The sequence below is a fragment of the Streptomyces sp. ME02-8801-2C genome, assembly GCF_033793965.1.
Taxonomy (GTDB): domain Bacteria; phylum Actinomycetota; class Actinomycetes; order Streptomycetales; family Streptomycetaceae; genus Streptomyces.
This window is the reverse complement of the sequence record NZ_JARAXP010000005.1, coordinates 262,611-273,687: the sequence shown is the minus strand read 5'-3', so window position 1 is coordinate 273,687 and position 11,077 is coordinate 262,611. Positions and strand designations below refer to the sequence as shown.

At 70.6% G+C, this 11,077-nt stretch carries 11 protein-coding genes; 1 reads left to right on the top strand and 10 read right to left on the bottom strand.

The genetic code is table 11. From position 1 onward, the window contains the following. Positions 1 to 11: 11 nt before the first annotated feature. The 10 genes from PV396_RS18480 to PV396_RS18435 all read right to left on the bottom strand — a co-directional run bounded on the left by PV396_RS18480 (position 12) and on the right by PV396_RS18435 (position 9,306). Positions 12 to 941, bottom strand: coding sequence for an NAD(P)-dependent oxidoreductase (locus tag PV396_RS18480; RefSeq protein WP_319205865.1), 930 nt, complete (start codon positions 939 to 941; stop codon positions 12 to 14). 5 nt (positions 942 to 946) lie between these two features. After that, positions 947 to 1,543: a hypothetical protein gene (locus tag PV396_RS18475; protein WP_319205864.1), complete on the bottom strand. Its 597-nt coding sequence runs from the start codon at positions 1,541 to 1,543 to the stop codon at positions 947 to 949. Next, complete coding sequence (locus PV396_RS18470) at positions 1,540 to 3,210, bottom strand: class I adenylate-forming enzyme family protein (RefSeq protein ID WP_319205863.1); 1,671 nt, start codon at positions 3,208 to 3,210, stop codon at positions 1,540 to 1,542. Before PV396_RS18470 ends, PV396_RS18475 begins: the two co-directional genes overlap by 4 nt. Then, positions 3,197 to 3,940, bottom strand: a complete 744-nt coding sequence (locus PV396_RS18465) for a hypothetical protein (protein ID WP_319205862.1) — start codon at positions 3,938 to 3,940, stop codon at positions 3,197 to 3,199. The genes PV396_RS18470 and PV396_RS18465 overlap by 14 nt, the downstream gene beginning before the upstream one ends. Further along, positions 3,937 to 5,193 carry a beta-ketoacyl-[acyl-carrier-protein] synthase family protein gene (locus tag PV396_RS18460; RefSeq protein ID WP_319205861.1) on the bottom strand — a complete coding sequence of 419 codons (1,257 nt, stop codon included), beginning with the start codon at positions 5,191 to 5,193 and terminating at the stop codon, positions 3,937 to 3,939. The genes PV396_RS18465 and PV396_RS18460 overlap by 4 nt, the downstream gene beginning before the upstream one ends. Next, complete coding sequence (locus PV396_RS18455; RefSeq protein WP_319205860.1) at positions 5,183 to 5,467, bottom strand: acyl carrier protein; 285 nt, start codon at positions 5,465 to 5,467, stop codon at positions 5,183 to 5,185. Before PV396_RS18455 ends, PV396_RS18460 begins: the two co-directional genes overlap by 11 nt. After that, complete coding sequence (locus PV396_RS18450; RefSeq protein ID WP_319205859.1) at positions 5,464 to 5,748, bottom strand: acyl carrier protein; 285 nt, start codon at positions 5,746 to 5,748, stop codon at positions 5,464 to 5,466. The genes PV396_RS18455 and PV396_RS18450 overlap by 4 nt, the downstream gene beginning before the upstream one ends. Before the next feature lie 124 nt (positions 5,749 to 5,872). Beyond that, positions 5,873 to 7,270, bottom strand: a complete 1,398-nt coding sequence (locus tag PV396_RS18445; RefSeq protein WP_319205858.1) for a fatty acid--CoA ligase family protein — start codon at positions 7,268 to 7,270, stop codon at positions 5,873 to 5,875. 6 nt (positions 7,271 to 7,276) lie between these two features. Next, positions 7,277 to 8,488 carry a 3-dehydroquinate synthase II family protein gene (locus PV396_RS18440; protein WP_319205857.1) on the bottom strand — a complete coding sequence of 404 codons (1,212 nt, stop codon included), beginning with the start codon at positions 8,486 to 8,488 and terminating at the stop codon, positions 7,277 to 7,279. Then, positions 8,485 to 9,306 (bottom strand): 2-amino-3,7-dideoxy-D-threo-hept-6-ulosonate synthase, encoded by an 822-nt coding sequence (locus PV396_RS18435; RefSeq protein ID WP_319205856.1) that lies wholly within the window; start codon positions 9,304 to 9,306, stop codon positions 8,485 to 8,487. The genes PV396_RS18440 and PV396_RS18435 overlap by 4 nt, the downstream gene beginning before the upstream one ends. Positions 9,307 to 9,672: 366 nt before the next feature. On the opposite strand from PV396_RS18435, the gene PV396_RS18430 reads away from it, so the two are divergent. After that, positions 9,673 to 10,998, top strand: a complete 1,326-nt coding sequence (locus PV396_RS18430; protein ID WP_319205855.1) for an MFS transporter — start codon at positions 9,673 to 9,675, stop codon at positions 10,996 to 10,998. The last annotated feature ends 79 nt before the right edge of the window (positions 10,999 to 11,077 follow it).

Genomic DNA, 11,077 nt, shown 5'->3' with positions numbered 1-11,077 from the left:
CTCGATGCCGGTCATTCCTGGCCCAGTCCGTCGCGCCAGCTCGGCAGCAGCGGCTTCCAGCCGAGTTCCGTACGCGCCCGGGCGTTCGACGCGCCGGCCGCCGAGGTGAGCTGGTGGGCCATGAACCAGCCGAGCAGCCGGGGTGCCATCGCCGCCGGGATCGTGCGCGGCGGCGGGGCGTCCAGGGCGCGGGCGAAGTGCGGTAACCACTGTGCGGCCGGGGCCGGTTCGTCATCCGTGATGTGGAGTGTGCCGCTCACCTCCGACTCCACGGCCGCCACAGCCGCCCCCACGGCGTCCTCCACATGCAGGAACGAGGTGACCCCGGCCCCGCCCTCGGGCAGCGGCAGCTTCCCCGCCAGCACCCGCCCCGACGTCCCGCCGTCGGTACGGGCGTACGCGGTGCCGGGGCCGTACAGCGTCCCGTACCGCAGCACCAGGCCGCTCAACTCCGGGTAGCCGTCCAGGACTTGGGTCTCCAGCTCGGCGACCGCCCGTACGGTGGCCGCCCAGCCGGGGTCGGGGGCGTCCACGTACAGCGGGGCGTCCTCGTCGACGACCGTGTCCCGGGTCGGGGCGGCGGCGAAGGCGATGCTCTGCGCGACCAGGCGCCCCGCACCGGCCGCACGGGCCGCCGCGAGCAGGTTGGCGGTGCCCTCGACGCGCAGCCGCGCGGTCCGCGCGAAGGCCTCCGGCGGGTCGTCGCGCAGCAGCCGCAGCGCCGACAGCTGATGGACGACCACGTCGGGGCGTGCGTCCGTGGCGGCGGCCGACAGTGCCTGTGGGTCGAGGGCGTCGGCGACCACGACGGCGTCCGCTTCCGGAGCGCGCGCCCGGGACTCCTCCCGTACCAGCGCGGTCACCTGGTGGCCCCGCGCCCGCAGCGCGCCCACCAGCGGATGTCCGACCACTCCGGTGGCTCCGGCGACAAGTATCCGCACGGCGTTCAGTCCTCCATGTCGTCGTCGTGGGTGGGGTGGTGAGCGAGGGGGGTGCTTACGCGTATCAGCAGGCGGCAGGCCTTGTCGCCGTCGCGCAGGCAGGTCTCGGCGCGGTTCTCCGTGAGGGTGACGCCGAGGCCCTCGGACCAGCCCGCGTGGATGTCGGTGCACGGGCACCGGTAGCCGTCCAGCGAACCCGCCATCCGCACCATGGTGACGGCGAAGCTCCGGCGGAGCGTGAGGACGATCAGACCGTCGTCGTCGGTGACCTCCTCGACCTCCGTGGACGCGTTGCGCAGTTCCGGGGGGAACATCCGGTCGCCGCACTCGTCGTACCGGCGGCGCAGTTCCTCCAGGTCCTTGTGGGTGTCGCCGGTGGCGGGAAGCGGGCCCGAGAGGCGGCCGACGCGCTGGGCGACATGCGTCGCGACCTTGCGCAGCGCCTCGGCGTTGAGCTCGTTCGCGGCTTCCTGCCCGAACCGGCTCGCCACCCCCTGGTACCAGTGCGCGTCGTGCTGCCACCACAAGCGGTAGGCCTCGCCGGCCCGGGCGCGGTGGTTGACGTCCTCGCTGCCGGTGCTGCCTGTGCTGCCCGTGCTCATCGCTGCTCCTTGGCGGCGAAGCGGTCGCGCATCACCCGTTTGAGAACCTTGCCGGTGGCGCCCTTGGCGACGTCGTCGGGCTTCATGCGCAGGGCGCGGGTGACCGGGGGGAACCCGGCGGCCCGGAGCACCGAGTTGACGCGCACGGTCAACTCCCCTTCCTCCTCGGTCACTTCGTCGGAGAGTTGGAGCAGCGCGTACGCGTCCGCCACCCCGTCGCCGTCCCAGTCGGCCCGTACGCCGTCGTCGGCGACCCCGACCACCGTGCAGTCGGCCAGTTCGGGCAGTTCGCGGAGGAGGAGTTCCTCGGTGCGGGTGCTGAAGACGACGCCGGCGCGGGTGCGGATGGCGTCCGGGGCGCGGTCGAGGTGGTAGAAGTTGCCGTCCGCGTCCTGGTGGGCGAGGTCGCCGGTGAGCCAGTAGCCGCCGAGGCGCATACGGTTCCAGGTCAGCGAGTCGTTCCAGTAACCGGGCGTGAGGGTAGGGGACTTGAGGCCCAGGCGGCCGATCTCGCCGGGCGGCAGCGGGGTGCCGTCCTCGGCGAGTACGGCGGCCTCGGCGAAGCTGATCGGCCTGCCGACGCAACGGGAGTACGCCGAGGTGTCCTTGGTGTGCCGGTTGTGGAAGACGGAGTAGCCGGCCTCGGAGGAGCCGAGCCCGTCGACGAAGACCGACCCGTCGACCCGTACGTGCCGCAGATCGGTGCCCGCCCTTTCGACCGTCTGGTGGCTGCCGTGCCCTACGAGGGCCCGGATGTGCGCCTCGTGGGCCGCGTCCCCGGTGTTGAACCACACCTGCACGCTGGACAGGTCGCGGGCCGACAGGTCCTCGGCGGCCATCTCACCGAAGGTCCCGGCGAACGCCAGCACGGTGGTGGGCCTGAACTCCTCGATGGTGTCCAGCACTTCGGGGCCGCGCTGGCTGGAGAGGAGTTTGATGTCGGTGCGCAGGAGCAGGCAGTACAGCAGCGTCGCCACCATCGCGTTGTGCGCGCCGGGCAGTCCGACGAGGGTGCGTTCCATGTCGGTGCCGGTGGAGTAGCGCAGTCGGTGCAGCTGCGCGTACATCAGGGTCTGGTGTGTGTGCGGAACTCCCTTGGGCATACCGGTGGTTCCGGACGAGTGCGAGATGAGCACCGGGTCGCTCGGGTCATGGCGGTAGGGGTGGGAGGGCGGCAGCGCGGCACGGTGCTCGGGGCGGATGTCGGCGGCGGTCGCGCAGAAGCCGAGGCCGGAGGCCGGTGACGCCAGTACGTCGTGGTGCTCGAGGTCCGTGAAGGCACCCACGGCGCCTTGTCGTCGTACGTACTCCCGCGCGATGTCGGGCGGGAGGTTGCCGTTGACGAACGAGGGGATCGCGCCGAGGGAGGTCAGCGCCAGGAAGTTCACCGCGAACTCGGCGCTCGAGTAGGAGTGGATGGCGACGGGGTCGCGGGGGCGGACACCCTGGGTGGTATACCAGCCCGCGTAGGCCTCGACGTCCTCCCGCAGCTCCCCGAGGGTGAGTTCGTGCGGGCAACTGCCGTCAGGGGCACGCCAGTTGCCGTCGGTGCGGAGGACGACCTCGTCGAGTGGACGGTCGTACACCGCCAGCCGGGCCAGGATGTTGCCGGCGCCCAGTTCGGTGTCGGAGCAGATCCGGGCCCGCTCCTGCCTACTGATGAGCATGGGTGGGGGTCCTCTCCGGGTCGGTACGTGGATCGGCGTGGACGGCGGCCAGCGCGAACAGGGTCTGGATGGTGCCGGGTTGGACGGCGCCGCCGGTGCGCTCGATCGGCACCTGCACCCCGGACGCGCCGTCGCCGGGACGGCCGAGGAGCATCGCCGCCGCGAGGCCGGCCGACGCGGGGAGATCGGGGAACGTCAGCCCGTTCTCCGCCTCCAGTTCGCGGTGTACGGCGGCCACGCGCTCGCTGCCGCCCAGTTCGACGCCCAGCACCAGGACACGGTCGAGCTCGGGATCGTCCAGCAACACATCGGCCATGGACAGGAGTTCGCCCAGGGGGTCGTCCAGGGTGGAGATGCTGAACATCTGGCCCGTGATGCCGAACTCCCGACTGATGTGCCCCAGCACGGAGTTGGCGGTCGCCTGCATGAACAGCAGGGGGTTGTGGACCCGCCCTGACACCATGCGCCGGCTCGCCAGGTCGGCGGTGGTGGTGTCCCCCGCGAGACTGGCCAGCGCCACCGCGGTACGGGCGCCGTCCCCCGGGCACCCGGTCAGACACCTCGCGCTCACCTCGTACGCCAGCGGACTGAACGCCGACTCGACGAAGCCGGGCAGCTTGGGCAGCGCGATGTCGCCGTCCCGGCCGGTGCCGTGGGTGGCGGTGGCGGCGGCGAGCACGGAGAGGGAGGCACGGGAGGAACGGAGGGGGTTCTCGTCGGTCGTGGTCACGGCCGCTCCAGGAGGAGTGCGGTGTTGGCGCCCCCGAAGGCGGCGTTGACGGTGAGAGCGCGGTGCGCGTCGACGCGGCGCGGCTCGTTCGGTACGTAGTCGAGGTCGCACTCCGGGTCGGGGGCGCCGTATCCGGCGGTCGGCGGGAGTACGCCGTCCAGCAGGGCCAGCATCGTGATGACGAACTCCACGACGCCCGCCGCCTCCAGGAGGTGACCGGTGGTGGACTTGGTCGAGCTGACCGGTATCGACTCGGCCCACTTGGGGAAGGCGGCGCGCAGGCCGCGTGTCTCGGCGCCGTCGTTGTACTTGGTGCCGGTGCCATGGGCGTTGATGTAGTCGAGGGAGGCCCCGTCGGGGTCCCCGGCCATCCGGGACGCCTGTTGCGCGGCGCGGGCGAGACCGGCGCCTTCCGGATGCGGCTGGGCGATGTGGTGGGCGTCGCCGGCGGCGCCCCAGCCGACGACCGAGGCGAGCGGCCGGGCCCCGCGACGCCGGGCGTGCTCGGCGGACTCCAGTACGACGGCCGCGACCCCGTCGCCCAGCAGCAGCCCGCTGCGATCGGCACTGAACGGCCGCACCACGCCGTCCCGCGACAACGCCCGCCCGGAGTCGAACTTCCCGAAGGTCTCCTCCTCGACCAGATACCCACCCGCACAGAGGGCGACATCGATCCGCCCGGAGGAGATCAACCGACAGGCATGAACAATCGCGGCAGCGGACGCGACACAGGCATTGGTGAAGGCGAGCCGGGTCCCAACCAGCCCCAGCCCGCCACCCAACAACTCGGCAAGCCGAGCAGGTACGGCATCGGCGTAGCTTTCCAACTCCGGCACGGTGGGCGCCCCTATAGGGGCGCGGGGAACTGCGCGACCAGCCACAACGGACCCGCGCCCGACACTCGACACTCCCCCCGGAGGGGCGCCCCGCCAGTACCGGGTAACACTCCGATGATCCCCAGCAACCCCAACCAGCACAGCCGCCTCGAGATCCACCCCCAACCCGGCCATCCCCAACGCCTCACCCCCACACCGCCGAAGCGCATCCCGCAAGGCCCACCCCTCGACCCCGTCGACAACATCCCCTCGGTCAGGCGCGGCAGCGGCCACCCCCGTCCGATAAGGCCCCGTGTCGAACCGGGTAGTGGGCCGAAACGCCGGCACCCCCGCGAACACCCCCCGCCGCAAGACCTCCACCCCCTCACCGAACGCGGTCTGTACGCCGTATCCGGTCACCGCGACTTCACGAGTCATCCCGGGCGCCCTCCTTCTGGGCGGTACGCAGATATCCGGTGAGCCGGCGCAGCGAGGTCATCCCGGCGATGTCGTCGTCGGAGGGCTCGACGATCAGCCCGTACCGCTCCTCCACGACATGGAGCAGCCACACCAACCCCAGTGAGTCCAGGACGAGTTCGGCGTCCTCGTCGAGATCGTCGGGCAGCCCGGGGAAGACCTTGCGGTCCGACAGCAGCTCCCGTACGGAGTCGGTGGTGATGTCGGTGCCCGTGGCACCCATGCTCGTGCTCATGCCTTCGCCCCGCGTCGTACGACCTCGGCGACGAGCCCGCCGAGGGTCAGGGTGGCCAGGGGTTCGATGTCGGTGTCGGGGATCTCGACGCCGAAGCGCGACTCCAGGCGCAGGGTGAGTTCGATCAGACTCAGGGAGTCGACGTCCAGCCCGCCGACGGTCACCGGACTGTCGTCCGTGATGCCGTCGCGGCTGAGCAGGATGTTCATCTCGTCGATGACCGAGGTCAGGACGAACTCGCGGATCTCGTCTTCCAGGGTGGAAGTGCTCATGGTCAACATCTCCAGAGAGGGTGGAGTAAAGCGCCCCGACAGGGGCGCGGGGCTGTGACATTTGCGGCTCCGCCGCGTGGGCGCGACCAGCTACAACAGGCCCGCAGACAAAAGGACAACCTGCGGAAGCGCCTTACCCGGCCCCCCGCAGCAGAGCTGCCTGCCGGACCAACTTCCCGTTGGACGTGCGCGGCAGCGCATCCAGCAGCCGTACGACTCGGGGCACCTTGTAGTCGGCCAGGCGCTCCCTGCACCAGCGCAACAGGTCCTCGGCGGAAGGCGGTTCCGAGCCCGCGCGCACCGCGACGTACGCCTCGGTCATCTCCTCGTGGACGAGGACCGCCTGCTCGACGGCCGGGTGCTCGCGCAGCACGTTCTCCACCTCGGTGAGGTCCACCTTGAGGCCGCCGATCACGACGAGGGAGTCCGCGCGCCCCCGCACCACCACCGCGCCGCCCGCGTCCAGCGCGGCCCGGTCCCGGGTGTGGAGCCAGCCGTCGGTGTACTGGGCACCGCCGGAGTCGAAGAGGTAGGGCGACTCGTCGAGGGCGACGTCCAGTTCGTCGCGCCGTACGCGGATCGACACGCCCGGCGCCGCCCGGCCGACCGAGGGGCGCAGGGTGCCGCCGACGTCGATGGCGACGATGCCGGTCTCCGTGGTCCCGTACGCCTCCCCGACCCCGACGCCGTACCGCTGGGTGAAGTCCGCCGCTACCCGCGGCGGCATGATCTCGCCGCCCGACACCGCGATCCGCAGGTCGGGCAGCGCGGCGGGATCGGTGGCGGCGGCGAGCAGTTCGAAGTGCGTCGGTACGCCGAACAGGGCGGTGATCCGGTGTTCCAGGGCGGTCCGCAGGATGTCGCGGGCGAAGACGCGGGGCGCGAAGACGACGGAGACGCCGGCGGCGAGGGAGTGCAGCAGGCCGCCGATCAGACCGAAGCTGTGCGCCGTCGAACTGAGCAGCAGCAGCCGGTCGCCCGCCACTGGCATACCCGGGACCCCGGCGAACCGGTCCACCTCGGCGGCGAGGGACCGGGCGGTCCGACCGATGACTTTCGGCCGTCCGGTGGAGCCCGAGCTGAACTGGACGAGGCGGTGCCCGGTGGTGGCCGCCTGCCCGCCTGCGCGCCGCTCGGTGACGACCTCGTACTCGGACCGGAAACCGAACGTGGCCCGGACGTTGGAACCGGCGCTGACCATGAACTGCGGCCGGCAGGTCCCGCACAGTGCCGCCACCTCCGGCGGTTTGAGCCGGAAGTCGAAGAGCATCACCTGTGCTCCGAGCCGCCACAGGGCGAGCAGTACCTCGAGCTGCGTGAAACTGGGCGGCGTCCGCAGCCCCACGGTGCTGCCGGGCCCGATGCCGTATCCGGCGAAGACGGCGGCCTGTTTGGCCACCCGGTCCCGTAACTCGCCGCGTGTGAGCATCTCCTGTTGGTGCGTCAGGTAGGGCAGTCGGTCGTCGTGCGCGTCGAACGATTTCTGGACCAGGGCGGCGAGATCCCGCCCGGGGTCGTCGAGTTCGTCCATCGGGCCTCAGACCTCCTTGCAGAACTCGCCGATGGGCAGGCCCACATGGCGCTTGTCGGCGGCCAGATAGCCGAGCAACTCGTCGCCGGTCTGCAACTCGGTGACGTTGAGGACCTTCCCGCCCGGGCCCAGCACCCGTACGTGCCAGTCGTCCTGCACGGTCAGGCTGACCAGCCGGCCGTCCTCGGCGTGGGTGCGGATCTCGAGGAGCGGCCGGGACTCGAGCTTCGCCCGTCCGACGACGACCCGCCGGGTGCGCCCGTCGGCGCCGACGGCGAGCAGCGCGCTGCCCGAACCGACCTCGCTGAGATAGTTGGTCCGGTTGTCGGGGCCGAGCGTGTACGAGTGCAGGGCGCCGGCGTTGACCCGGAACGGGCGGGTCGGCATGTAGGGCAGGGGGTGGGTCTCGCTGCAGCACAGCACGAACCCGGAGGAGTAGGAGCCGACGAGGATGCCCTCGTCCTCCTCGAAGTGCGAGCAGGTGTCCACGCAGACCCGGTCGCCGAGTCCGACGTGCCGGATGCTCTCCACGGTCAGGGTGGACAGCTCGAGCTGGGGTGTCGTCGCCTCCAGCAGCCTGGCCAGCGCGAACACGTCGTCGGCGCTGCGGGGCGTGAAGAGAATGCCGTCCGAGCCGCGCTCCAGCACGTCGAAGACGATGGCCGCCTCCTCGAGGCCGTCGACGACCGTCACCAGCTTGCCCTCGGCGGACTCGGCCGCGGCGAGCACGATCTCCAGCGGGATCTTCGTCGGGTCGGCGAAGTGGATGACCGTGTAGGGCAGCACCATGGCGCCCGCGCAGGACAGTTGGAGGGTGCGGTCGTCCCGTACGTCGATGAAGCCGGAGACGGGGGTGCCACCGGCGCGGTGGTCCGCGGCGAGGGCGTCCAGCTCGTCCTGGACGCCGAACTTCCGCAGAAGTACGTCGAATCCGCTGTCGGCGGGTGAACTCCCGGTCGAAGAAGGTGACTTGGCGTCCTTCTCCGAAGCCTTCGCCTCCTTCGCGTCCTTGGTCTCCTTCTCGCTGAGTTTCCGCACGGCCGGTGCCGGGGCCGGCCCTCCCGCCGCGAGGACCCGGGTGACCGTCGGGGGCAGGGTCCCGAGCAACTCGGCGTCGGTGGCCACGACTCCCGCCATCCGGGCGTGTATCGCCGCGTCCACCACCGCCTGGAGCTGCGGACGGGGAACCTCACGCAGGTCGATCCATGCGAACCTCATGCCACTCCTGCCACGATCGTCGAGTAATTAGCCATGCGCATGTCATTCGAGAGGTCGGTGTGCTCGCCGTGCACGACCGCCGAGAGCCGGGACACCAGTGCGGCGGGCGTGGGCGAGGAGAAGATCCGGCGTCCGACGGCCAGGCCCCGGCAGCCGCTGGCCATCACTGCGGCGCCGTACTCCACGAGGTCGGAGCCGTCCGGTGGGCCGCCGGCCGCGAGGACGGGAATGGGGCTGTTCGCCACCACCTCGGCCATCCGGTCGACCGGCAGGGCCACGGAGGTCTTCACCATGTCCGCGCCCAGATCCGCGGCGACATTGGCCAGATGCGCGAGAAGGGCCGGATCGCGCGGGTCCTCGATCCGGGGGCCGCGCGGATACACCATCGCGATCAGGGGCATGCCCCACGCGTCGCAGGAGCGGGCCACCGCCCCCAGGTCGGCCAGCTGCTGGGCCTCCGTGTCGGAGCCGATGTTCACATGAACGCTGACCGCGTCCGCGCCGAGGGTCAGCGCCTCCTCGACATCGGAGACCAGCACCTTCGCGTGGACGTCGGCGGAGCAGGAGGTGCTGGCGCTCAGGTGCACCACCAGCGCGCAGCTCTTCAGGATGTCCGGCGCGAAGGTACGGGCGCGCCCCTTGTGGACGATGATCCCGTCGGCCCCGCCGGTCACGAGCGCCCGCAGCAGGTCGTCCCACTTGTCGGCGGGGACGATCGGACCGTCCGAGACGCTGTGGTCGAGCGGGACGAGCAGATGGCGGTCGTCACCCGCGAGCGAAAGTCGCCTCAGCCGTAATTGCTTGCCGGTTTTCAGCATGGGTAATGAGCCTTCCCGGCCTGCGGGCCGTATTTGCGAAAGCCGAATCGCGACATCCGTTGCGATTCTCCGTGTCCGAAAAACGATGGTTGTAGAACTTTCAAGTGAAGCGTTCATGAGCATTTCCGAGCCGCACCCCGCTTGGCAAGGTACGGCGGTGGGAAAATTAATATACGGCGCACGGAATGAATATTGACAGCAGATTGACAGCTTACGTGGGGTTGACTCCGTCTGCGCGTACTGTTCGTGCATTCTATGCGCGTTGGGGCGTTCTGCCCCCGGCATTGCTGTGGGCTTCTTGTCGAAATTCAAATTCGATGATTAGGGTGACTTCCCTTCCCCCACAGGACCCGGAAGTGACCCCCCATGCCTGAATTACCGACATTGCACGCGTCACTGCCCCGGACGGCGAAGACCGAGGCCCCGAAGGTCGCCGTCGCCAGCCTGGTCGGCACGACGATCGAGTACTACGACTTCGCCGTGTACGGAACCGCCTCCGCACTCGTCCTCGGCCCCGCCTTCTTCCCCTCCGGGAACCCGACCCTCTCCACCCTCGCCGCGTTCCTCACCTTCGCCGCCGCCTTCCTCTCCAGACCGCTCGGCGTCGTCCTGTTCGGCACGATCGGTGACCGGCTGGGCCGAAGACGGGCCCTGGTCGTGTCGCTGCTGCTGATGGGCGTGGCCACGGTCGGCGTCGGCCTGCTGCCCACGTACGAGACCGCCGGCCTCCTCGCCCCCGTACTCCTGGTGACGCTCCGTCTGCTCCAGGGCGTCAGCATGGGCGGCGAGTGGGGCGGGGCGGTGCTGCTCGCCGCCGAGCACGCGCCGCCCGGCCGCCGCGCGCTGTACGCGTCCATCCCGCAGGCCGGCCCCTCGCTCGGCTTCCTGCTCTCCACCGCGGTCATCCTCCCCACCATGAACCTCGTGGGCATGGAGGCCTTCACCGACTGGGCCTGGCGCATCCCGTTCCTGCTCAGCACCGTCCTCGTCGCGGTCGGCCTGTGGGTGCGTACGACGGTGTCCGAGTCCCCGGTCTTCACCGCGAAGGCGCGCACGCCGGAGCCGACGTCGTCGGCGCCCCGGTTTCCGCTGGGCGCGATCCTCAGGGAGCACCCCCGCCGGCTCCTGCTCGGCACCGGCGCGGCGCTCGGCGGCTCCGCCGTCTACTACCTGACGATCGTCTACAGCCTCTCGTACGGCCCGCAGGAACTCGGCATCCCCCGGAACACGATGCTGACCGCCGCGAGCATCGGCGCCGCGGCCGGAATCGCCATCACCGTCCCGGTCGCCAGGCTGTCCGACCGGATCGGCCGGCGCCCGCTGATGCTGGCCGGGGCCGTCGGCTGCGTGGTGTGGGCGGTGCCCATGTACGCCTCGCTCAGCTCACGCGACGGGCTGGTGATCACCGGCGCCTACACGGTCGGCCTGATGTTCCTCGCGCTGATGTTCTCCCCGGTGGCGGCCTTCCTCCCGGAGCTGTTCCCGGCCCGGCTGCGCTACACCGGCGCCTCGGCCGCGTTCATCCTGGCCAACACCCTCGGCGGGGGGTTCGCCCCGTCGGTCGCGACCTGGCTGAACAGCCACTGGGAATCACCGCTGGTCCTCGGCTTCTACACCGGTGGCCTCTGTCTGCTGAGCCTCCTGTGTCTGCTGGCTCTGCCCGAGACCCGCGATCATGATTTCGACGTCTGATGCCGGACATTGCCGACGCACAATAAAATGCACTACTGGGAACAAGGCCTCCTTTCGGTGAATTCGGATGCGGGGAGAG

Coding starts and splice junctions, on each gene's coding strand:
- PV396_RS18430 (WP_319205855.1), top strand. CDS start 9,673: ATGCCTGAATTACCGACATTGCACGCGTCACTGCCCCGGACGGCGAAG.
- PV396_RS18460 (WP_319205861.1), bottom strand. CDS start 5,193: ATGACTCGTGAAGTCGCGGTGACCGGATACGGCGTACAGACCGCGTTC.
- PV396_RS18450 (WP_319205859.1), bottom strand. CDS start 5,748: ATGTTGACCATGAGCACTTCCACCCTGGAAGACGAGATCCGCGAGTTC.
- PV396_RS18470 (WP_319205863.1), bottom strand. CDS start 3,210: ATGCTCATCAGTAGGCAGGAGCGGGCCCGGATCTGCTCCGACACCGAA.
- PV396_RS18445 (WP_319205858.1), bottom strand. CDS start 7,270: ATGGACGAACTCGACGACCCCGGGCGGGATCTCGCCGCCCTGGTCCAG.
- PV396_RS18475 (WP_319205864.1), bottom strand. CDS start 1,543: ATGAGCACGGGCAGCACAGGCAGCACCGGCAGCGAGGACGTCAACCAC.
- PV396_RS18440 (WP_319205857.1), bottom strand. CDS start 8,488: ATGAGGTTCGCATGGATCGACCTGCGTGAGGTTCCCCGTCCGCAGCTC.
- PV396_RS18435 (WP_319205856.1), bottom strand. CDS start 9,306: ATGCTGAAAACCGGCAAGCAATTACGGCTGAGGCGACTTTCGCTCGCG.
- PV396_RS18455 (WP_319205860.1), bottom strand. CDS start 5,467: ATGAGCACGAGCATGGGTGCCACGGGCACCGACATCACCACCGACTCC.